17 protein-coding genes and 1 pseudogene are annotated in these 21,292 nt (G+C 61.8%); 10 read left to right on the plus strand and 8 right to left on the minus strand.

Going from position 1 to position 21,292, the window contains the following annotated elements; genetic code table 11:
- Nucleotides 1–2 precede the first annotated feature (2 nt).
- Nucleotides 3–1,889: an ATP-binding protein gene (locus FHS94_RS16080; protein WP_184059754.1), complete on the plus strand. Its 1,887-nt coding sequence runs from the start codon at nt 3–5 to the stop codon at nt 1,887–1,889.
- An 888-nt stretch (nt 1,890–2,777) separates the two neighbouring features.
- On the opposite strand, the gene FHS94_RS16085 is transcribed toward FHS94_RS16080, so the two are convergent.
- The 3 genes from FHS94_RS16085 to FHS94_RS16095 all read right to left on the minus strand — a co-directional run bounded on the left by FHS94_RS16085 (nt 2,778) and on the right by FHS94_RS16095 (nt 4,109).
- Complete coding sequence (locus tag FHS94_RS16085) at nt 2,778–3,239, minus strand: hypothetical protein (RefSeq protein WP_184059756.1); 462 nt, start codon at nt 3,237–3,239, stop codon at nt 2,778–2,780.
- A gap of 135 nt (nt 3,240–3,374) precedes the next feature.
- Nucleotides 3,375–3,542 (minus strand): hypothetical protein, encoded by a 168-nt coding sequence (locus FHS94_RS16090; protein ID WP_221234822.1) that lies wholly within the window; start codon nt 3,540–3,542, stop codon nt 3,375–3,377.
- Between the two features lie 105 nt (nt 3,543–3,647).
- Nucleotides 3,648–4,109: an acyl carrier protein gene (locus FHS94_RS16095; RefSeq protein ID WP_184059760.1), complete on the minus strand. Its 462-nt coding sequence runs from the start codon at nt 4,107–4,109 to the stop codon at nt 3,648–3,650.
- Between the two features lie 412 nt (nt 4,110–4,521).
- Here FHS94_RS16095 and FHS94_RS16100 point away from each other — a divergent pair, with 412 nt between their 5' ends.
- From FHS94_RS16100 to FHS94_RS16110, 3 genes are all read left to right on the plus strand, one after another.
- Nucleotides 4,522–4,824 (plus strand): hypothetical protein, encoded by a 303-nt coding sequence (locus tag FHS94_RS16100; protein ID WP_184059762.1) that lies wholly within the window; start codon nt 4,522–4,524, stop codon nt 4,822–4,824.
- 1,597 nt (nt 4,825–6,421) lie between these two features.
- Nucleotides 6,422–6,790, plus strand: coding sequence for a hypothetical protein (locus FHS94_RS16105; RefSeq protein ID WP_184059763.1), 369 nt, complete (start codon nt 6,422–6,424; stop codon nt 6,788–6,790).
- A 67-nt stretch (nt 6,791–6,857) separates the two neighbouring features.
- Entirely contained in the window at nt 6,858–7,268 is a 411-nt protein-coding gene (locus FHS94_RS16110) for a hypothetical protein (RefSeq protein ID WP_184059765.1), read from the plus strand.
- 598 nt (nt 7,269–7,866) lie between these two features.
- Here the strand turns inward: FHS94_RS16110 and FHS94_RS16115 are convergent.
- The gene (locus FHS94_RS16115) at nt 7,867–8,331 is read right to left on the minus strand and encodes a hypothetical protein (protein WP_184059767.1); all 465 of its coding nucleotides are present in this window, start codon (nt 8,329–8,331) and stop codon (nt 7,867–7,869) included.
- A 129-nt stretch (nt 8,332–8,460) separates the two neighbouring features.
- Nucleotides 8,461–9,222 carry an energy transducer TonB gene (locus FHS94_RS16120; protein WP_184059769.1) on the minus strand — a complete coding sequence of 254 codons (762 nt, stop codon included), beginning with the start codon at nt 9,220–9,222 and terminating at the stop codon, nt 8,461–8,463.
- A gap of 588 nt (nt 9,223–9,810) precedes the next feature.
- On the opposite strand from FHS94_RS16120, the gene FHS94_RS16125 reads away from it, so the two are divergent.
- The 3 genes and pseudogenes from FHS94_RS16125 (at nt 9,811) to FHS94_RS16135 (ending at nt 10,856) form a co-directional block, all read left to right on the plus strand.
- The gene (locus FHS94_RS16125) at nt 9,811–10,095 is read left to right on the plus strand and encodes a site-specific integrase (protein ID WP_184059771.1); all 285 of its coding nucleotides are present in this window, start codon (nt 9,811–9,813) and stop codon (nt 10,093–10,095) included.
- A gap of 27 nt (nt 10,096–10,122) precedes the next feature.
- Nucleotides 10,123–10,389: pseudogene (locus tag FHS94_RS16130) on the plus strand (tyrosine-type recombinase/integrase); the annotation flags it as partial.
- Nucleotides 10,390–10,433: 44 nt separating this feature from the next.
- On the plus strand, nt 10,434–10,856 hold the full coding sequence (locus tag FHS94_RS16135; RefSeq protein WP_184059775.1) for a DUF3768 domain-containing protein: 423 nt from the start codon (nt 10,434–10,436) through the stop codon (nt 10,854–10,856).
- A 459-nt stretch (nt 10,857–11,315) separates the two neighbouring features.
- Here the strand turns inward: FHS94_RS16135 and FHS94_RS16140 are convergent, their stop codons facing one another.
- Nucleotides 11,316–11,960 (minus strand): TetR/AcrR family transcriptional regulator, encoded by a 645-nt coding sequence (locus FHS94_RS16140; RefSeq protein WP_184059777.1) that lies wholly within the window; start codon nt 11,958–11,960, stop codon nt 11,316–11,318.
- Nucleotides 11,961–12,040: 80 nt separating this feature from the next.
- On the opposite strand from FHS94_RS16140, the gene FHS94_RS16145 reads away from it, so the two are divergent.
- Nucleotides 12,041–12,781 (plus strand): SDR family oxidoreductase, encoded by a 741-nt coding sequence (locus FHS94_RS16145; RefSeq protein ID WP_184059779.1) that lies wholly within the window; start codon nt 12,041–12,043, stop codon nt 12,779–12,781.
- Between the two features lie 221 nt (nt 12,782–13,002).
- Here the strand turns inward: FHS94_RS16145 and FHS94_RS16150 are convergent, their stop codons facing one another.
- Nucleotides 13,003–14,967, minus strand: a complete 1,965-nt coding sequence (locus tag FHS94_RS16150; protein WP_184059781.1) for an MGH1-like glycoside hydrolase domain-containing protein — start codon at nt 14,965–14,967, stop codon at nt 13,003–13,005.
- A gap of 336 nt (nt 14,968–15,303) precedes the next feature.
- On the opposite strand from FHS94_RS16150, the gene FHS94_RS16155 reads away from it, so the two are divergent.
- Nucleotides 15,304–16,173 (plus strand): CE1 family esterase, encoded by an 870-nt coding sequence (locus tag FHS94_RS16155; RefSeq protein WP_184059783.1) that lies wholly within the window; start codon nt 15,304–15,306, stop codon nt 16,171–16,173.
- Between the two features lie 106 nt (nt 16,174–16,279).
- Here the strand turns inward: FHS94_RS16155 and FHS94_RS16160 are convergent, their stop codons facing one another.
- A complete protein-coding gene (locus tag FHS94_RS16160; RefSeq protein ID WP_184059785.1) occupies nt 16,280–17,842 on the minus strand; it encodes a carboxylesterase family protein in 1,563 nt (520 codons plus the stop codon).
- Nucleotides 17,843–18,352: 510 nt separating this feature from the next.
- Here FHS94_RS16160 and FHS94_RS16165 point away from each other — a divergent pair.
- Nucleotides 18,353–21,283 (plus strand): carboxypeptidase regulatory-like domain-containing protein, encoded by a 2,931-nt coding sequence (locus FHS94_RS16165; protein ID WP_246348671.1) that lies wholly within the window; start codon nt 18,353–18,355, stop codon nt 21,281–21,283.
- Nucleotides 21,284–21,292: the final 9 nt, after the last annotated feature.

Consider the following 21,292-nt stretch of genomic DNA (forward strand, 5'->3'; position numbering starts at 1 on the left):
AAATGCAGGCTGGTGCCGGGCTCGTGGTCGTTACGGAGGAGGCTCTGGCGACCGGCGACATGCGCGAGGTTTCTGCCTGGATCGACGCGCAGCCCGAATGGTCCGATCTCCCCTTCGTTCTTCTTACTCATCGGGGTGGAGGCCTCGAGCGCAACCCGCGAGCCGCGCGCGCCCTTGCCATCCTTGGCAACGTGACCTTCATCGAACGTCCCTTCCATCCGACGACATTGATCAGCCTTGCGGATGCGGCGCTGCGCGGTCGTCGCCGGCAATATGATGCACGCGCGCGCCTCGAACAGCTCGTTGAGGGGGAGCGCCAATTTCGCACCCTGGCCGACTCGATCCCGACACTTTGCTGGACGGCGGACCCGGACGGCACCGTGCTGTGGTTCAATCAGCGATGGTACGACTACACGGGAATGACGCCTGTGCACCTTCGCGACCGCGGCTGGCGATCCGTCCACGAACCAGCTGGGATGCCGGCACTGCTGGAGCGATGGAACGCGGCTTTGTCGGTAGGCGAGCCTTTCGAGACCACTGTGCCTCTGCGCGCAGCTGACGGCTCGTACCGCTCATTTTTGATACGCGTTGATCCCGTTCGCAACGCGCAGGGCCAGGTGACCCGCTGGTTCGGCACGGCGACAGACATCTCCAAGCAGCAGGAAGCCGAAGCTGCGCTCCGGATACACGCCGACGAGCTTGAGGAACGGGTGGAGCAACGCACACGGGAACGTGAGCAGGCGCAGGACGCACTCCGCCAGGCACAAAAGATGGAAGCGATCGGCCAGCTCACCGGTGGCGTCGCCCACGACTTCAACAATCTGCTTACCGTGATCCGGGGCTCAGTCGATCTGCTCCGACGTCCGGACCTGTCCGAAGAACGACGCGCTCGGTATATCGATGCGATCGGCTCGACTGCAGACAGGGCTGCCAAGCTGACCGGTCAGTTGCTTGCATTTGCGCGCCGGCAGGCATTGACGCCCGAACTCTTCGACGCTGGTCTCAGCTTGTCTGAAGTCACCGACATCATTCGCACCCTGATCGGGTCACGCGTACAGCTCGACTTTGTGCGGCCGGCTACCCCGGCCTTCATCCTTGCCGATCGCGGCCAGTTCGATACGGCCATAGTCAACATGGCGGTCAATGCGCGTGACGCCATGAACGGCGAAGGCACGTTAACAATCGCGACATCTACGGTGAGCAGAATACCTGCCATACGCGGCCATGCGCCGGTTGCTGGCGACTTCCTTGCCGTTTCCATAACCGACAGCGGCAGCGGGATCTCCGAAGAAGACGCGGAACGGATCTTCCAGCCATTCTTCACGACCAAGGCTGTCGGCCAAGGCACTGGGCTTGGCCTCAGTCAGGTGATCGGGTTTGCCAAACAGTCGGGCGGCGACATCCAGCTCGACAGCATGGTAGGAAAAGGCACGACCTTCACGCTCTATCTGCCTCGCGCAGATACGCAGCCGGTCGACGTTGAAGCCGTGGTGCCAACGCTTACGCCAATAGAGGGCGAAGGCGTGTGCGTGCTCGTTGTCGAGGACAATGAGCAAGTCGGCGCGTTCGCTACACAAGCTCTTCGCGAGCTTGGATATGCTAGTGTGCTTGCACCAGACGGAACTCGGGCTTTGGCGGAGCTAAGTGCCGGACACGACCGGTTCCAGATCGTCTTCTCGGATGTCGTCATGCCAGGGATGAGTGGCGTCGAGCTCGCTGGCAAAATCAGAAGGCTCTACCCTGACTTGCCCGTGGTTTTGGCCAGTGGATACAGTCACATTCTGGCAGAAGACAGCAGCCATGGATTCGAGCTGCTACACAAGCCTTACTCTATCGAGCAACTCTCGCGCATGTTGAGCAAGACCTTGGCGCGCCGGAGACTGATGTAATCGCAGTGGCTCGGCCCTGCGCCGCGTACAGAGCTCGACCAGCATATCCACACCTCCCGAAACAGCATCCTTTCGGGAGAGCCGGCGGGGTAGCGAACATCTCCTATGCACGCTCACTCACCCGAAAGCCGCCGGTCCGCACCCCACCCAAAGCCGGACAGTCCCAGAAATACCATCCCAAACGGGACGGGCAGCTATCGCCCAATAGCGGACGTGGAGCGACTTGATAAACGTTCGTTTGAAAGGGAGTTTTCATTTTGAGACGGATCGCAGCAGCAAGCCTGTTTTGCTCAACGTCAGCAAGCCTGGTCCCGAGCGACGCTCTGGCCTGTGCGCTTCCCCTTCAACCGTATGCTCCGACAAACGCGGCCGCAGCAGTGACGGCAACGGTTACACGAGTCCGTGGGAGGGACTTTGCAGCGGTGTACGAGGTACGGCGCGACGCGATCGTCCAGAGGCCGCGCGGTGCAGAACCGCTCCCGAGCCGCCTGACAATCAAGATGGCCGATCACGTACACGGCACGTGTGGGCCCGACAGCCCCCAACTTATCGCCAAAGACAAGATCATTCTCTATTTTGGTGACGCCGGCGGCAGGCTTTCAACGGATGCGTGGAAGTTGCTCGACCGAGCGCAATAGTGGCAATACGGCTGGATCGCGGGGCAACGTCGGCCCTCCACCCAAGATCAGACATTCGCACGATCGCGGCGGATAGGCCCTCCGCCCTGGTCGCGGGTAGAGCCGGGTTTTCTGCCGGTCCTCGCGGCTCGACATTACCGTAATACCCTGCCCAACGCCCCCGGCACGGACGTCGGCTAACGCCCAGGAGTGGACGCTCCGAGTTGCTCTCGCTGACCCTTTTTCCTGCCACTTGTTCATTCAGGGTTGGTCAGCGGCTGAACAGTTCTACCTCTCCGTCGAACAGCATCTGCCTAGGTGGCTCTCGTGTAAAGTCGAGCTTCACCTTTGCTGCGCCGAGGCGTCGGAGCGAGACATACGGGCCACTGACAGTCACGGTTGCGTATGGAGGCGGCGCAAGTGAGTATTGCCCTACATAGACGCCGTTATGCACAACGACCAGTCTCTGCCCGCCGTGCGTCACATTGCCGTGTTCCGGCCGGAACTTGTAGCGGTAGTCATAGATGTAAAAGCCGCTGCTTCTCGTGCGCCCAACAAGTATGAACGACGCCTCCTCTGAGCACACGATTGGTCCGGTAAAATGCCCCTGCACGAGAACCGGCCGCAAACCTGCAAGGCAAGGAGGTCTTGTCTCGTTCGAAGCGGATGCGGTGGCGCTTAAACCGACGATGGCGGCCCACAGCACAACAGGTTCAAACAGCTTGTAGTTCATCCTGCCAACCTCGCTTGATTAGGCGACGATGTTGTCACGGTGGGAGTTTGCTTACCACATCCGACCGCCAAAACTTGCCGGTCAGACTTCCATCCAACTCCGGCCGCTCTTCTGAGGTCGCTCGGTGCTGGTCGATCACTTCACCGAGAACCGGACTCTGTAGTCAGACCGGCATTCCTCTAGCGCTTCGGCCAGCAAATCCTTAGCGGCCTGAGGCGCTTCGTTGGCATCGAGGTCATCTTGAAGTCCAGCCATGGCGTTCAGCATGGACGCGTAGAAGCTTTGGGCTTCATCTTGCGGCATCCGGCAGATGTACAGTGGCACGGCTGCTGCGCCAACCGGCTGCCTCAAGCGGACGTTCGGCTCGCGCCCAATTGCGACCTTTCCGTCCTGCTTAACGGATCGCTGTCAGCGGACCTTCGTGGGGTCGGTAGGCCAAGCGCCTTCATGAACTACCTGCGACAGCCCTTCGAGCGTAAGATGGCGCTTCGGCTTGGCTGGAAACAGCCAGCCACTGCAGAGCCGAAATCCGAAGAACGCCAACACGCCGAGCAACCCTCCCATGTGGGTCGAGAGATCAAAGAATATGGCGATCCACACCGCCAGCGCTGTTGACGGGATCATTGTTGCGAGACCCAAAAACAACCCTCGCAGCGAGCCGCCTTCGTTGTGGAAGAACTCCGTCCATTGCTCGTTGAGCGCCGAGAAGTCGGTTCCGAAGCGCTCATGAAGCCTCTGGAACAGGTCGGATGCGTCATCGCCGTCAACGCCTAAGTCATGGCTGATCCTGGCCGTAGGGCTGAGCCGAGCTACGGGGATGCCGTGATCATCATGCAAAAGTTCAGTAATCGCGGCGAGCGCGTCGTCCATGTTCCGACCATAGCGAACTAGAGAGCGTCCGCTATAGGCAACGACTTCCCGAAAGCGGCCTGTCGGCAAACCACCCACTTGCGGACATTGCTGATCGCAAGCGGCCGAGATAGCGTCGCCTCATGTGGTCCCTTCTTGTGTGGAACGTCGCGGCTCTGATCGCTGTCATTTACTGCTTGATCAAGGCGGTTTTTGACCTTCGCGCACGTAGGTTTGTGTGGGGGATCATAGGCCTGCTAAGCGCAGGCATAATATTGCTGACGCCTATGAAGACGCACGCGATCAAGGTTGACCTGCCTATCGCACAGTCATGATTGCCAAGGCACACTTCAGCCGAACTGATGGTGCCTCGGCTTGTTCTAGGGCGGTTTGCTCGTCCAATCTTGCGAGGCTGGGGAACGCCCCGAAGAAGATGGCGATTACTGCTGCACTGGCGTCAACACTGATTGCTCAGAGCTGCACAAGAGAGCAGAACGTCGTGAGGAACGCGGAACAGTGCGTGCGGCTGCAGGTGCATGGGACCGGACGGCTCTCCGAAGTTGTGAGAAAACAAGTTGCCCAGCGCTGCAACCGAGCAATTCAGGCGTGGGCATTTACCTCGACACGTCATGCATACGGTGACGCTTTCGATCCGCGCAAGCCGATCGTGGCCGAGGAATACCGGGAACGCAAAGCGGCCATCATTCAGATCTTGATGCCGTTGGAGGACGATTAGCCTCACATGTGAGGCGGTCCGCTGACCACCCATGACAGCCGCTCCCGTTCACTAGCGGAGCTGCTCGGGCGTCCCCTCGATGCACGGAAACTCTCGTGAGCAGCCGGCAGCGCCGGCAATCCGTGCCTTAAGTTCGCTAAGCTCAGAACTATTCGCGTGCTCCGCAAAGCTGAAGAGGATCATAGGGGTTGGCCGGAGTGTCTTTGCGGCAGCAACTTCGCTCAGCATAAGTGCTTGGTCGATAGCTCCTGTCTCGGTTTCACCTTGATAGCGTCGCTTTTCCCAGCGCCAGTCCCAAAGACCGTCCCGAGTTTCGCGAGCGGTAATGATAGGGTTGGGTGTGTAGGCGACCCTCGGAGGTTCGAGAGAAGCAGCGGTTACCCACAGGTCAGTCGACTTAGCTTGCTTGTCATCTGAACAACTCGGGAGCGCGAGGCACCCTGCAGCAGCAATCATCAAGGGTCGCATGGCAAGATGTATGCGCTCAAGAATGCCCGGGTTCCACTCATTCGTAAGCATTCGGGCGCGACGTTGTCGCGACGTTGCCCCAACTCCGCCGTTCGCGCGGTTCGGCAGCTTGCTTGGTAGCGGACCTTGGTTCAGGCTTAGCAGATGCACGACGACCAGTGGGTGTGGCCTGAGCGACGCGACCTTTATCGCGCGTGCCTGACCTTAGCTGATCCTCGAGCGCCTTCCGCGCGTGTCAGCGGAGCGGCAGAATTGCTGCTCAACGACATAGAGCTATATGACGATCCTCGTCAGGGCAAAGACCTTTGGCTGTTCCCTGACGAAGTCCCCGTCGCTGACGATCTGGCAACCAAGCTGCATGCGCTTGCTGGCGCTGAGACCTTGGGAGAGTGGGGGCACGCGATCATCGGACATCCGATTTGGCCCAGCATCTGTGCCGACGCTCAGATGCTACTTGGACTGATACATCGCAACGGACAGGGCGCCGTGAGGAAGGTCCGCTGATCCCGAGCGGGTTTCCGAAAGCGCACCTTTCGCTCCCTACCCACTTGCGGGACATCCCCACCTACGCGCACTCTTGGTCTATGCGGCCCTTGATCGTTCCCGCGATCGCACTCTGGCTAGGCGCATGCAGCGAGCCGAACCCTCCCACGCTGCGCGAAATAGCGGTTTGGGCACCGGGTCTTGAGATAATCATCGACGGTCAGGGAGGTGGCCGTTTCTTTAATCGACCAGACGGGAAGCACGGACGTTTCTCGCTAACCACGACGCAGCTCCAAAACCTGATTCGACGCTTGGAAGTGTTTCGGCGATCTCCTGAAACGATCGCAGGCAAAGACATGCGAGAATACGTCCTGCGCGGCGCCGCCTGCAAGGGACCTCACGTTACGGACAGCGGTGGCATTTCATTTCGCTGGTCTGGCAAACGAGGCGATCAGTTTTACTCTGTGGATTATGGCTGCGATCGCGACAGATTTGCGGCGAGAAACACGGAGCTGCAGGCGATACTGAAGTCCCTTCCGGTTCCCGCGCCACAGAGCTTGCCGTGATCATGACGCTCAGCACGGCTTGCGGCAGTGTCGGTTTCCGCCCCAATTGCGGAAATTCGGAGATCGGCTAATCTGAATGGATGGAGCACTCGTCACTGGTTGCTTTCTTAGAAGGCAAACTCACGCCCGAACAGTTCAGCACAGAAGTCGTTGAGGAAGTGTCTGCTTGCAACGAAGCGTGTCGCTCGCACGGAGAAGGTCGAATAGTCATTACCGATGGGCCGGACACCATCGTAACGCGAGACCATGCAAAGCGCCTACTCAAAGCGGTTGCTTACCAGCGCCTAACCTTTGAGATCGCAAACTACACGGCAAGCTGCATTATCTTTGGTGATTTTGAGTTCGCCGACGATGCGGTGAATGAGGCGGTTTGGTTGCTTGAGATGGGGGACCTCGATGAAGTGACGGCCGAGGACGTGCAGACGGCTATCGACCGTCTCTCGCCCTAAAGTCCGCATTCGACCCAAGATAGGGCATCTGCTTGCCCACGTCACCGAACCGGGTAGGCTGGATAAAATGGACCTGAAAACCTTCGTTTCGCAGACGCTGATCCAAATCGTCGAAGGCGTGAACGACGCGAAGCAACACATTGAGGGGCTAGGCATCGGCGCCGCGGTTAATCCCGAGACGACCTATAGCTCGGGCCCGCCGCACGCTGCGCCGAGCGATGTTGAGTTCGACGTGGCAGTGACCGTTGCCACGAGCGATCGCGACAAGGATGCGCACAACATCGAGGGTGCTGCGGGCGGGGTCCTGGCGGTCGTTTCGCTTCGGGCCAAAGCCCAGACCGGCGGCGAGGCGATCCATGAACAGCGGGAAGAGGCGGTCAGCCGAGTGAAGTTTAGCGTCAAGCTGGGCCAACCGGGCAAGGTTGAGCGAAAGCCGTCTCAATCGATCCCGTCGATGCGGCCTGGCTTTCACGGTTGACGCCTTGCCCACCTCACCGAGCCGGGTAGGCTGCCTCCCTCTGTTCCGAGGTCCGCTGTCGCCCACTTGCGGACATTGGTTTGTGAGGTAGGCTGGACCCATGTCGGACGTAGCGCGCACTTATCCAAAACGAGCGCTTTGCGGACTTGTCGCTGCTGTGGCGATCGGAGTTGCGTTGGTTGCAATTAGCAACACCGTTTGGACAGCGATCGCAGGGTTTTCGTTGCTTTCGGGGTGGGACGACGCGAGCAGCTTTCAGATCCTGATTGCCAGCGGTCCGTTCATGATGTTGTCTTTGTTTGGGGTAAGCGCACGTCGACCGTGGATAGTTGGTCTATGCGTCACGGTCGCGTTCTGGGCTTATTATACCTACGTCACGAGCCGCCCCTACGATGGCGGGGGTGCAAACATTGGACTGGGCATCTTGATGATGGTCTCGCCAGTGCCGATTGCTGGAGCCTGCCTACTTTCGCTACTCACCCTTACAGACGGTCGGAGCGCTGACGAGATGGCGAGCGGCAGGTAACCACCCAATCTCTGACGCTCCGAGCTGCCCTCGTTGAACACTTTTCCCGCCACTTTTTCATCTACGGCTCGGTCAGCGGCTGAACAATTCTACTTCTCCGTCGAACAAAGTCTGCCTGGGTGGCTCCCGTTCGAAGTCGAGCTTCACCTTTGCTGCACCGAGGCGTTGGAGCGAGACATAGGGACCACTGACAGTCACTTTTGCGTATGGAGGCGGCGCAAGTAAGTATTGCCCTACATAGATGCCACCTCGAACGACGACCACTCTCTGACCGCCGTGCGTTACATTGCCGTGTTGCGGCCTGAACTTGTAGCGGTAGTCATAGATGCGGAAGCCGCTTCTTCTCGTGCGACCCACAAGAACGAACGATGCATCCTTCGTTGAGCAAATGATCGGTCCGGTGAAATGCGCTTGCACGAGAGCTGGCCGCATACCCGCAAGGCACGGTGGCTTGGTCTCGTCCGAAGCGGATGCGGTGGCGCTTAGACCGCCAATGGCGGCCCACAGCACGATAGGTCCAAACAGATTGTGGTCCATCCTGCCAACCTCGCTTGAGGAGGCGACGTTGTCACGGTCAGAGTCCGCTTACTACATCCGACCGCTAAAGCCTGCCGGTCAGCCTTCCGCTATTCAAAGGTGCTTTTTTGCCTTCCGGCGCTGGGAGCATTATAACTCAGGGGCTTCCCAGGACACTGTCAGGAACACGAAGCGCTTATCCGGCCCACTTTCGCCTGCCGGCGCAAACTGCCCGACCCGCATGATCTTCCGACAGACTGCCTCGTCGAGAGAAGCATGACCGGAGGTTTTCAGCACGGTGCAGCCGATGGGCTTACCTGAAAGATTCACGGTGGTCAGAGTTGTGACGCGCCCTTGCTCCTGATTGCGGAGTGCCTCAGCGGGATAGTCGTCGGTCGAGAAGATCCCTATGGTTTGAGATGCGGGTGGTTTGAGAACCGCAGCCGGGTTCGCACCCCAATTGCGCATTAGATCGTCGCCACACTTCTGTGCGGCGGCAATCGCTCCTTTCATCGGCCCGAGCGCTAACCTTATCGGCCGCCCTTCTCCTACCTGCAATCGAACCTCGGTCGAGGTCGGAAGGTCGTCCCAAAACTCTCGGGGGGCGTCGAAGCGCACTCCGTGCCCTTGACCGTCCTTCAGTGGAGCCGCTGCCCAACGGATTGTACTCCCATTGTCGACCGGGAAGAGGCGAAGGCTCCCTGTTCCGTATTTGGCCGACTTTCCAGCCGAGCCCGGAATGATGAGGACAAGCTCTCCCGCGGTAAAATCGACCGTGGGCTTGATGCCAAAGACAATCGGCTTGGCCGGGCCGCCAAAGCTGCGGGACAGGGTGCAATCTCCGGCTTTGTACTCGACCGTCCAATGCCCAGCGGGTGGCAGCGAGGCCGAGGCCGGGGCGTCGGCCAGCATAGCTACTGCACCGACAAGCAGAGACAAATTCCCGAACATTGTCCTCCGAATGCGCTGCCGCCGGACAGGGTTCGTCCGGGCGGTCGCAAGCTGCCAGCGCAAACTGCGTAGGGCAAGACCGGTCAGCTTAGCGCTGCCGATGGACGAGCCGACTTCTGGGATGCGGGATGCCTTGCCGAAAGCTGCCCTTCTGCTGCCCACCAGAACCCGGCTTGTGGTTCCCGTCTAGCTGCCTGAACGAACGGTCGCTCACCACGATTGCCGCGCGAAAGCGGCCGTTCCGCTTCCCGCCCAGAATACGTTAGTTTTGGCGCTTCTCCGAGCTGGCCACTAAGCTCAATCAGTTGATCGCTACGGACGGCGACCGCTCTGGCGGGGCCCGCATTCCTACTCAAAAGCACGAATTCTGCTCACTGCTCTCGACCATCGGCTGTTGGGCTCAGCTCGGTGATCCGGGCGAAACAAGCGCGTCCCGACCCTGCCAGGTTTTGAGCGAGCACTTACTCATCTTTGACATACGACGCTAAGTGTGTTATTGTTATAAGACGGCTACAAGCTAGCTGTTCCTCAACATAGCTGGAGACGAAGATGTCAAACCCTGCACGGGTGCTGGCAGAAGGAGACGTGCGCCGCATGCTGCGGCACGCCTCACTGCTGCGGTACCCGGACCGCAATCGCGTGGCTATCCTGCTCAGCTTCAAGGCAGGCCTTCGTGCCTGTGAGATCGCTGGGCTTCGATGGGAGATGCTGCTCCGGCCTGACGGCCGCATCGACCAGCTACTCCATATATCGGGTTACATTGCTAAGAACGGCCACCCGCGCCGGGTGCCTATCCACCCTGAGCTGAAGCAGGCGCTACGAGGCTTGCGATAGAGTTGCGAGAACCCCACCGACGGGCCCGTCATCGGCTCAGAGCGTGGCGGCCACATGACCGCAGGGAGCATCGTGAACTGGTTCGGCAGGCTGTACGCTGACCTTGGGATGGCGGGCTGCTCGTCCCACTCAGGCCGCCGTACGTTCATCACTCGCTCTGCCCGCATCCTGCCCAAGACCGGCGGCTCACTCCGCGACATCCAGGAGTTGGTCGGCCACCGCGACCTCAGCACGACCCAGCGCTACATCGAGGGCGACCGTGACGCCCAGCGCAAGCTGGTCCGCCTGATCTAGCCCTTACCCTTTTCTCACATCGTCAAACATCAGGAGAAGCGACCATGACGGCTCGCCGACGGCTTTCGCGCGTCCCCACCACATCGCCTCACGTCAGCCGCGAGGCTCGCCTACGCGAGCTTAACGACGGCCTACGCCGCTTTGCACGCGCCGGCATCATCTGCCTCACCTCCGGCATTCAGAACCTCGGCGAAGAGCGGATCATGGCCGTTCTCGACGGGGTACGCAGTTTCGACAGCTTCGACGTCCATAATGACCCCTACGACGAACATGACCTCGGCGTGCTGAAGATCGCCGGCGAACGGGTCATGTGGAAGATTGACTACTACGACCGGGACCGGCGTTTTGCTTCGCCCGATCCGACCGACCCTGCCGTAACGACGCGTGTCCTCACGATCATGCTGGTCGCTCTCAGCGCCCCGGGTGTCCTCGTCGTGCTCGCGATTGATCGCTGCCAAAATCGGTAGTAGAGCTGAACGCTCAACTGGAAGTCGCAATGACGCCCTTACGCCTCCATGCACAGCGCACGCGCTACGCGAGTTGACGGGCGTCACGATCCAGGAGGCGAAAGCCTCCAGGATTTGCCGCGAGGCACGGGCCGTCCTGACTCATGGCGACCACCCGCGGACCGCGTCGACAGGTTCGACGCGCTCGCTGCCTGCGAAGTACTTTCCAGCCTGCAAGACCCCGCGCGATGGCGTCCTCGCGGGTGATCTGAGCACTGCGCCCGGGTTCAGCGCGTCGCCCTGCCTAGATTGGAAGCGCCGTCGGGTGAATCACCGATAGGTCGCCCGCGTTCGTCCGACACGACCCAAACGCGGACGCCCGATTCACCGGAAGCGCTTCCCGAGACCGGTCGTTCGTTCAGCCGGCCGATCGGGGCAGAATGCTACTGGTTCAGAGCGCAGCGGACGATCGCAAGTGAGCTAAACGTGCGGCGGCTCACGCAGTTGGGCGTCCCAGGCCAGCATGGCCATATCGACAACAGCGATCAGCTCGCCGAGTTCTGCTCCATCGCGTGCGATCAGCGACATGCCGTTCTGCACGGTCTGTACGAAGCGAGCGAGGCGGTGGGTATCCACCAACCGATCAATCTCGCCGGCAGCTTTCGCCTGTTCTATCCGCTCCTCCAGTCGAATGAGCGTGGCGTTGCGCGCCGAGGTAACAAGCGCGCCTAGCTCCTCGTGCCCCTCAGCCCCGACCGCGGACAAGGTCACCATGCAACCGTTCGCAGCCTCGCTGAGCCCTGCCGCCGTATCGCGGAGAAACGCCTCGACTGCATCCCGAGCGGTCGCCGCCGCTAAGAAGCCGCCCCAAGCCGTCGCTTCATGCATGCGGCCATAATGCTCGAGTGCTTCGGCGTAGAGCGCCTCCTTCGAGCCGAAAGCCGCATAGAGGCTCGGCGAGCCGATCCCCATCGCCGCGGTCAGATCGGAGATCGATGTCGCGGAATATCCTTTGCGCCAGAACAGATGCATCGCAGCGGCTAATGCCTTCTCGCGATCAAACGCGCGCGGTCGGCCGCGGCGAACCGTTCCACACCCCTCGCCGCTTGACTCCGGATTCTGCATCAATCGCTACATAATCCATTGACGAGCGTCTGCAAAGCGCACATCTGTTCTGTATCAGTCGACACAGAAAGGATTCGACAGTGCAGGAACTGAACGGCAAGCGGGCGCTCGTCACCGGCGGCTCGCGGGGCATCGGCGCGGCCATTGCGATCGCGTTGGCCGACAAGGGGGCGGATGTGGCGCTCACCTATGAGCGATCGGCCGAACGTGCCACCGAGGTGATCGCGGCCATAAAGCAGAAGGGTCGCAAGGGCGTGGCGATCCACGCAGACAGCGCCGACCCGGCGGCGATCCAGCGGTCGGTAGACGGAGCGGCCAATGCACTTGGCGGCCTCGACATCCTCGTCAATAATGCCGCGATCGCCCGCTACAACAGCATCGCCGAATTCACCGTCGAGGATATTGACGCCCTGTTAGCAGTAAACGTGCGCGGGCCCGTGCTCGCGACCAAGGCCGCGATCCCGCATCTCCAGGCAGGCGCCCGTATCATCAACATCGGCTCAGGCGGCGCGGACCGGATCGTGGGAGCGTCGGGCACCGTCTACTACATGACGAAGTCGGCACTCCAGTCCTTCACGCGCGGCCTCGCGCAGGAACTGGGCCCGCGAGACATCACCGTGAATCTCGTCCAGCCGGGCTCGACGAACACTGAGATGAACCCTGAGGACGGCGAGTTTGCCGACTTTCAGCGGAGCCTCATCCCGCTTGGCCGTTTTGGTCAGCCCGAGGATGTTGCCGCAGCTGTGGCCTTTCTCGCGACCCCCGCTGCCCGGCAGATCACCGGCGCCATTCTCAACATAGACGGTGGGGCGCTCACCTGAGGAATACTTTGGCGCGGCGCATGACCTCCTAGCGTACGCCGTGCCGCGTCACCTCGGCCACTCGAGTTCTCATGAGCCGATATTCGCCATTAAGCGCCGCCCAGCAGCTTCCCGCAACCAGCCGTTCGTTCATTTCGGGCATCGGTTGTCGCGTGAGCTGGCTCGGCCGCTGCCCACGACTAGGAATTGGCGTGCGCTGACCGACAGCACGCGGAGGCGAACTACCGCGCCGGCGTCTCGGCGACGCCCGGCGCGATGAAGCCGAGCAACGCGCCCCAATGGTAGAAGCGATCACTGGTCGTGACGGTGTCGCTGTCCGGCAACACGGCGCTGTAGTTTTCGTGCACGTGCCCCTTGGCGCGCCATTCCTCCATGAAGAGCGCCAGCGACCGCTCGCCAAGTTGCCGCCGAGCCGATCGCGCCAGGGCCGTGTCGTAGGCACCAAGGCCCTGCCACAGCAGGTAGTTCATGGGGCCCCATATGCGTCCCCGCCAGTAATCCTGGTCCTTGAACGCCGGGTCGCTGCGGGCGATCGCGGGCACGACGCGATCACCCCAGAACTCGGCCGGGTTGAGGAGATGCTCGCGGATCATCTGATCGGCTGCGAGCGGCGACGGGGCACGAGCGAGCAGCGGGTAGAAATTAGTAGGCGACAGGTGCTCGCTTAGCCGGCCGGTCCGCAAGTCCTTGTTCCTATAGATGTGTGAAGCCGGGTCCCACAGCGTGGCCAGACCACGTCGGAAGCGAGCGGCGCGGGCGCGCAACTCGGGGGCATCCTGAGGTCGGCCGAGCTCGACGGCGATGTTGGCCAGCGCGTCGCAGTCAGCGATGTAGAGGCTCAACAGGCCGACGTCGGCAAGCTGCATCAGCCGACCGTCAAAGCCCGCGCCATCGTACATCGGGCTGTTATCGAGGCCGGACTCATACTTTGCGCCCTGCAGAGTGCCGACGCTGAGGTCGTCCGGATTGATCGGACCCTGGCCTGCGTCGCTGCCCCACACGAGGTAGTCGCCGACACTCCGGTTCGCGGGCCACCACCGGTTCCATCTCATCAGCCGGTCGTAGCTGTCCACCAACAGCCAACGGTCGTGAAACCGGCGATACAGTCCGAGGATCGTGACCGCGCCGACGGGCGGCTCGGACCGATCCCAGCTCTTCCAGCCACCGCTGCGCGCGAAGTTCGGGACGAAGCCTGCCGGCGTCGCCTCGTTCAGCACCTCCAGCGCGTTGGCGTAGGCCAAGTCACGACTGCCGAGCGAAGCCATGGTGGCAGCAAAGAAGGTATCCCAATCGAAAACGACATAGCCACCCCAGTTCTGATTCCAGATCCGGCTGACAGGAGACAGCACCCGCCCGCCGACCGGATCGTAGATGCTGTCCCAGCCGAGCACCGTCTCAATCGCGGCGCGCACCTCCCCTGCTGTTCCAGCCGCAGTCGCGCGAGCGGCAAATCCGGCCCGGGCTCTGTCGACGATCGCGGTAATCTCGGCAACGCTTCGGGCCTGGCCAGTGCTGATCCCGGCAGGCCGATCAAGCCGAAAGGCGAAGTACGGGCCGGTCAGCGGCACCTGCGCGTCGGCAATCAAGGGCCCGGCGGGGTGGATCGTGATGATGTCGCCCGGCAGGCGCGCGACGATGTTCCTACCCTCGTGCGCGACACTGCCCGGCCTGTTCCAGACCATGCCCGCCGACAGGACCGCGACGGGTGCCTGGCTGGTCGCTTCCTCCTCGGACCGGAAAGTCGTTTTCACCCGGCTCGCTGCCGCGCCCAGAGCGGTCGGGGAAGGCGCTGGCCTGGACAATGGCGTGACCAGCATCACCAGGTCGGTCCCGACATGCGCCGTCTCAAGCCGCAGCGCGATGCCGCGCCACGTCAGTCGGAATTCCGTATAGGACCCATCATAGCTGTGCGGGCCCGGATATACCATCTCGTCGCCCGCGGCCCTGCGCCCGATCAGCGCGGTGCCGAGAAAGGCGTTCGTGTTCTCCGCGCTCTCCTTCTTCACCCCCAGCCGGATCGCGAGGCCGTAAGGTAGCAGCACTTGCCCGGCGACTGTGTTCGTGTCCCAGCTGTTCCAGCCGCGCTGCAACCGGGCCTGGACCGCTTCGTATTCGGGCGAGCGCGCCGGCACACCCGCGGCCTCACCGGCCGAGAGCAGGAATGCGACGACAAAGGCCAGGCGCATGAGCCAGCCTATTTGCAAACGACAAGTCATGGTCCGGGGCTGTAACATAGGTATCGACCATCTCGACGTGTCATCGCGGCTTTCAAACGCGACCACATCGCCCGCTCTGGAGCATCGACGCCCGTTACGCGGTGGTACAAGCGATTCGCATGATTCCCGGATCGGCTCCGTCATAGCCGACAGTCTTGAGAGGCGTTGCTCACGTACCGCGGTAGTTGCGGCGACGACCCACAGGCCGCCGCCGAGAACGTCTCGCCAGCCTTCCAACCCTAGACACTCGCTGATCGGCATTGCAACGCGTTCAGGCGCTAACGGCAAGCCTCGTGGATCAGAATAATGCTGCTTACACGCCTTTTGATTGTCCTCAGCCTCTGCTTTTCTGCTAGGGTTGCTCGTGCCGAGTGCCGCCTGGGTGACATTGACGCCCAACCCGAACGGGCGCTGGTTCACCTTCCTGCGGCGCACGTAACTCAGTCCCTGCCGCTTGTGATCCTGCTCCACGGCAGCACAGGCAATGGAGCGGAAATGCTGCGAGACAGCCATCTTGCAGACACGGCAGATCGGCACGGCTTCGTCGTCGTAGCGCCTGACGGCGGTATCCCGGCAGGTCGCGGCTTTGTCTGGAACATCCCCGGCGTGCCAACTGTCACGGGCTCTTTGCCGCGAAATGACGCACGGGACGATGTGGCTTATCTGGCGGGCCTAGTTGACCGGCTTGTCGCAACGGGCTGCGTCGAGGCCAAGCGCGTGTACGTGACCGGCTTGTCGGGCGGTGGACGGATGGCCTCCTGGCTCGGTTGCGTCGAGACACGGCGTTTCGCCGCGATCGCGCCGGTTGTCGGGCTGCGTGCTGGACGCCCGCTCGCCTCCGATCGAACACAAGCCGATCCCATGACGTGTCGCCCTCGGGTGCCGCTGCCGATCCTAACCTTCGCCGGCGATGCTGACACGACCAACCCCATCTCCGGAGGCGGCGCGTCCTACTGGCAATATGGACAGGCCATCGCCCTGCAGCGCTGGGCAGTGTTGAACCGCTGCTCCGCACCCTATGCTCGCAACCTGAGCGCGACGGTATACGAGCAAGGCTATGTAGGCTGCCAGGGCGGCGCGACTGTTGCGGCACGTGTGACACGCGGCGGTCAGCACAGCTGGTCGGTCGTCGACAATGAAGCCATGTGGGCGTTCTTGTCGCGCCATCTGCGCTAAGCCGCACGCTAGGACTTCTACCCACAAGCGGCCATTCACAAGTCCGACTGCACTCCCCTAAACCGGTTGACGGTTGCCCCACGCTCCGGCGGCGGTCCTTAGTCGATTATCTCCTTGCGGCTCCCATCTGCCTTGAACGAGCGGCACCGGCCTTAGCCCTGCGACTTAGCTCGTCAATATTTCTGAGCTTCTCCTCTCGAAGAGGCGCTTCGTTCCGGAGCTCGTTCCGACGCAACCAGAGAGCTGTCTCGCTCGCTCGATAGGGAGCCCACAGCGGCAGGCCGGGTCCGTTCGGATCGCCCGTTCGCAAGAAGTTGACCCAATAACGCTGCATAGTATCGCTCAGCAGAATGTCGGCCGCGGACCAGCGGTCTTTCGCATCCGCATTGCCCCATACATAGTCGAGCTCATCGGAGTGCACGGCGCCGTCGGCTCGCGACCCGTCTGGTCCAGGCGGCGGGTTGTCGAACTGGTAGAGGAACACCGAGGCGGGCTTCCCAGAACTTCGCGCTTGCGCGATACTCCAGCTCCGCCAGCCGAACCCCGCGTCGCTCATCAGGTTCTGCGCGGCACGCGTCGCAGTAGCATCGTCACCCGCAGGATAGAGCCGCAGCAAATCCGGCGCCAGCAGGCCGTAATCTGCACTTGCCGAGGCGGCGTAAGTGGCCAGCGTGGCGTGGGTGACGAACCGGGCAGCTTCGTTGCTGTTCCAACCGAGTAGGACCGGGACCCCAGCATCGTGCCGGCCCTGATAAGCCGCCGTAATGTCGAGAGGAACTACCCTGCCGTCCTGCACCGGGCTGGTGATTGCGCGAGGCGCGCCGGGCGCGATCAGGGCTGAGACTGGCAAACCACGCAGCTTATCGAGCGTAGTCGCGCCCAATCTCTTCGCAAAGGCGCCGCCCGCTAATTCGGCCCGCTTGAAGCTACTCCCTTGAGCTGTGCCGGGCAGGTCGAGCGCTGCGCCGCTCTCGAAAATCGCCTTCTGAAACAAGCCACGTGCAAGCGGCGACACGGTCACCAACATGGCCGATCCGCCTCCGGCCGACTGGCCCGCAACAGCGACATTGGCCGGATTGCCGCCGAACCGAGCAATGTTGGCGCGAACCCATTCAAGGGCCGCAATCTGGTCCAGGAGGCCATAATTGCCTGAAGTGCCCAGAGGCGCCTCTTTGCTCAATGCCGGATGCGCCATGTAGCCAAGGACACCGAGCCGGTAGTTGACCGTGACGATCACAGCGCCGCGACGGGCAAGGTTGCTGCCCTCGTAGGTTCTCTGAGAACCAGCGCCGCCCGTATAACCCCCGCCGTGGAACCACACCAAAACCGGCAGCCTTGCCCCGTCTGAGACTTGGGGCGTCCAGATGTTGAGCGTCAGGCAGTCCTCGCTCGTGCGATCAAGATCGTGTCCTGCCCAATCAACCGGAGCTTGGGAGCAAACCGCACCGAACGCGGTCCCTTGCCGCACGCCGGCCCAACTCAAAGCCTGCGTGGGCGGCTTCCAACGCAGCTTGCCGATCGGAGGTGCCGCATAAGGAACGGCCTTGAACACCGACACACCTGCGGTCGAGCTTCCCTCTACCTTGCCCTGTGCAACCGTCACGACCGGACCTGCCAGGCCCGGCGTCGCTGCAAGTCCGAGCAGAAGTGATAAGAAGCGCGTCTTCACGTTTTACCCTCCATAGGGTGGTCGCCTCGCCTCAGCTGGCTACGGGATGAAGCTGATGTGGCGCAACCCTCGCGACGTTACCATTCCTTTCGCCCGTGCGCTGGCAGCGCGAAGGAAGACGGTAGGAGCAACTGGGTCAAGACCCAGAAGTCGCCGTTCAGCGACATGCGCCGCCAGTCCAGAACCGGACATTCGTTCAGGAAACGGCGCTACCGTTTCAGGAAGGCCTGAGACAGCATCGCTGTCATTCATCCGTAACTCAATCGTCGTCGGATCGACGCATGCCACACTTACTCGCCGGGCCAGAGCAGGCCCGCACTTGGGGACCGGCCTGCCGTCCGGGGGGTCATGAACAACACAACTGGTTGCCGCGCCGTCATGTGGCTGTCTTCAACTGCGCAGCTAGCTCTGGCTGTCTCGACGCCGGCCGCTGCGCAAAGCCAGCCTTCACCGTCCGACGCTGGTACCGCAGCGCCGGCCCTACCGCAGCAATCATCCGTTGGCGGCACCATGCCCGTCGATCCCAGCCAGATGGACGGTCGCGGTGCGGTGCAGGGTCGCATTCTGAACACGGTCAGCGGTGACTACCTTCGCAACGCGGAAGTCAGCATCGCTGGCACGACGATGGCCGTCCGCTCGGAAGGCGATGGCCGGTTCCGGCTGACAGGCGTGCCGGCTGGTACTGCCGAGATCATCGTCCGGTACACAGGGCTTCGCGAAAGCCGCGCCAGCGTACAAGTCACCGCAGGCAACACGGTCACCCAAGACTTCGAGCTCGCATCGGCGGTCCTGGCTACGTCAGAAGATGAAGGGCAAATCGTCACGGTCACTGCCCGGCGCGGCGGTCAGGCCGCGGCCATCGAAGAGCGCCGGGCGTCGGTGAATGCCAAGACGGTGGTGTCCGCCGACAACTATGGCTTCCAGACGATGGGCGACGTCGGCGAGTTCCTGAAGAACATGCCGGGCTTGTCGCTCGACTACACCGAGGTCGATGCGACGGCAGTGCGGATCGGCGGGCTCGACCCGAAATACTCGACCTTTTCGGTCGATGGCGCGCGCCTGGCCACGGCAACCTCGAACAACAATGCGGGCCGCCAGAACTCGTTCGAACAGATGTCCATCACAGGCGTCGAGTCGATCGAACTCAACAACACGCTCACTGCGGCGATGGACGCCGACTCACCCGGCGGCAACATCAACCTGCGAAGCAAATACGCCTTCGAACGGAGGGGTCGGCGAGTCTCGCTTCAGCTCGGGGGCGTTGGCACCTCAGACTCGGGCTTCTCGCGCATCTACCTGCCCGACGACCGCAAGCACACGCGCATCTTTCCATCCGCGCAGCTGAGCTACGCCGACGTCTTCTTCGGTGGACGCCTGGGCGTCGCGGTGAATGCCAGCCACTATGCCAATTACGTTCAGCAGGACCGCGAGCAGATCGACTGGTCGTATCTCGCCAGTGGTCGGATCATCCCCTACCAAGTCATGTTCAGGCCAGGCCCGAAGACGACTCATCGCGACGCCGTCAACTTCGCTGCAGACTACAAGATCACCGACGATCTGGCTTTGTCTCTCCGCAGCAACTACTCCTTTTACGACGTCGAATACTACAACCAGTATACCTATCTGATCTTCGGGACGACGACCACGTCGCAGACCACGGCCGCGTCCACACCGACCCACATCGTCGTCAATCCGAACGGGACCAACACCCGGCTCTCGACGCAATACTCACACCGCCATGCAGGCACCCCCGCCTATCTCATTGCTCCCAAGCTCGAATACCGGGGCGACGATTGGGAGGCGACGTTGCGCGGCAGCTACTCCAGCTCGGAGTTCAACTTCCGCGACAACAGCAAGGGCTTCTTCCAGCGAGACGACAGTTGGCTGACCCGCATCGGCTTCACGCTGGACAGGCCATCGGAGAGTTCGCGGGCCTGGACGCTGACGCAGACAGCGGGGCGGCCATGGGGCGACCCGGCCAGCTACAATCGCGACGACGACATCGGCAACAATGTCCGCACGGCGGAGTCAGACGCCAGCGACAAGATGTACGGCGTCTCCGCCGACCTGAAACGGCGCTTCTCGATCGACACCGCGGAGGTTTCGGTGCTGGCCGGCGCTGGAGTCCGCAAAAATGACTGGCGCACGAATGAAGGATCCTACCAGCAATTCCAGTATGTCGGCTCAACCGGTGACCTGACGCAGAAGGCGCCTCAGGCCGTCATCCCGGCAACCGAGAACTACAAATTCGGCATCATCGGCTTCGACGCTGGCAACCTGAACGCCCAGAACTGGCGTGCCGACAGCAACTACGGTGTGTACGACATCTACGCGGCGCATCCCGAGTACTTCGTCCCCGACACCGTCGGAAATCTCAAGCGTCAGTTGGACAACGACAAGCGCATCCAGGAGGATGTGAGGTCAGCCTATATCGAGGCTCAAACCCGCGTCGGTCCCGCCAAGTTCGACATCGGGCTGCGCTACGAAGCGACCCGGACGGCTGCCAAGGTGGCGGACATCCGACCGGTGAAGGATGTCATCGCCGCGGGGCTGAGCGTGAGCACCGTGCCGGGGCTGCTCTACCAGTACAATGACGGTTCTTATTCGACGCGGCGCGGCGGCTACGACGACTGGTTCCTGAGCGGCGGGGTCAAATACGACATCACCCGGAAGCTGGTCGGACAGATAGCGTTCAGCCAGTCGATCCTGCGGCCTGACTACGCCAACCTCGGTGGCGTCGTCTCGGTCAATGACGACACGCTGATCGTCTCAGTGCCCAACCCGCAGCTCAAGCCCGAGCACTCGGTCAAATTCTACGCAAGCCTGCAATACTATCTCGAGCCGTCAGGGATCATCGCCATGTCCGGCTTCAAGCTCGACGTGAAGGACATGCAAGTAACCGGCATCACCGTCGATGCGACGGCCGTCGGCTACAATCCGGACGATTACGCGGGCTACATCTTCCGCAGCGCCCAGAACGCCCCCGGCGTCAGCACCAACAACGGCCTGACCGTCGAGTATGACCAGCAGCTGACCTTCCTGCCGGGAGCCTTGAAGGGCTTCGGGCTGCGCGCGTCCTACACCAAAGTCGACCCGGACGGCGTCCGTGTGAACCTGCCGAAGGACTCGGCGAACTGGGGCATTCGCTACAGCTATGGTCCAGCCGACATCCAGCTGACGGGCAACTACCAGTCTACCTTCAGGACCAGCGCGCTCAGCAACACGCCGACGACGGCCAACAACGGCGTCCTCTACCACGACGCCCGCACGCTGTGGAACCTGAGCGCCAGTTACAAGCTCGCCCGCAACGTCGACCTGGTCGTAGCCGGCCGCAACATCTTCAACGCGCCGGACATCATCTACTCGAACGTGAAGAGCCGGGTGCAGCAGTACAGCATCTACGGCTCCTTGTGGAATGCCAGCATCCGCGCGGTCTTCTGACCTTGCTCA

This window comes from Sphingomonas aerophila, assembly GCF_014199305.1.
GTDB classification, from domain to species: Bacteria; Pseudomonadota; Alphaproteobacteria; order Sphingomonadales; family Sphingomonadaceae; genus Sphingomonas; species Sphingomonas aerophila.

Excerpts from the sequence above, each read along its gene's own strand:
- FHS94_RS16100 (WP_184059762.1), top strand. The coding sequence starts at position 4,522 with ATGGCGATTACTGCTGCACTGGCGTCAACACTGATTGCTCAGAGCTGC.
- FHS94_RS16150 (WP_184059781.1), bottom strand. The coding sequence starts at position 14,967 with ATGCGCCTGGCCTTTGTCGTCGCATTCCTGCTCTCGGCCGGTGAGGCC.
- FHS94_RS16090 (WP_221234822.1), bottom strand. The coding sequence starts at position 3,542 with ATGCCGCAAGATGAAGCCCAAAGCTTCTACGCGTCCATGCTGAACGCC.
- FHS94_RS16110 (WP_184059765.1), top strand. The coding sequence starts at position 6,858 with ATGGACCTGAAAACCTTCGTTTCGCAGACGCTGATCCAAATCGTCGAA.
- FHS94_RS16165 (WP_246348671.1), top strand. The coding sequence starts at position 18,353 with ATGCCCGTCGATCCCAGCCAGATGGACGGTCGCGGTGCGGTGCAGGGT.
- FHS94_RS16140 (WP_184059777.1), bottom strand. The coding sequence starts at position 11,960 with ATGCAGAATCCGGAGTCAAGCGGCGAGGGGTGTGGAACGGTTCGCCGC.
- FHS94_RS16085 (WP_184059756.1), bottom strand. The coding sequence starts at position 3,239 with ATGAACTACAAGCTGTTTGAACCTGTTGTGCTGTGGGCCGCCATCGTC.
- FHS94_RS16120 (WP_184059769.1), bottom strand. The coding sequence starts at position 9,222 with ATGCTGGCCGACGCCCCGGCCTCGGCCTCGCTGCCACCCGCTGGGCAT.
- FHS94_RS16115 (WP_184059767.1), bottom strand. The coding sequence starts at position 8,331 with ATGGACCACAATCTGTTTGGACCTATCGTGCTGTGGGCCGCCATTGGC.
- FHS94_RS16135 (WP_184059775.1), top strand. The coding sequence starts at position 10,434 with ATGACGGCTCGCCGACGGCTTTCGCGCGTCCCCACCACATCGCCTCAC.
- FHS94_RS16105 (WP_184059763.1), top strand. The coding sequence starts at position 6,422 with ATGGAGCACTCGTCACTGGTTGCTTTCTTAGAAGGCAAACTCACGCCC.
- FHS94_RS16080 (WP_184059754.1), top strand. The coding sequence starts at position 3 with ATGCAGGCTGGTGCCGGGCTCGTGGTCGTTACGGAGGAGGCTCTGGCG.
- FHS94_RS16125 (WP_184059771.1), top strand. The coding sequence starts at position 9,811 with ATGTCAAACCCTGCACGGGTGCTGGCAGAAGGAGACGTGCGCCGCATG.
- FHS94_RS16095 (WP_184059760.1), bottom strand. The coding sequence starts at position 4,109 with ATGGACGACGCGCTCGCCGCGATTACTGAACTTTTGCATGATGATCAC.
- FHS94_RS16155 (WP_184059783.1), top strand. The coding sequence starts at position 15,304 with ATGCTGCTTACACGCCTTTTGATTGTCCTCAGCCTCTGCTTTTCTGCT.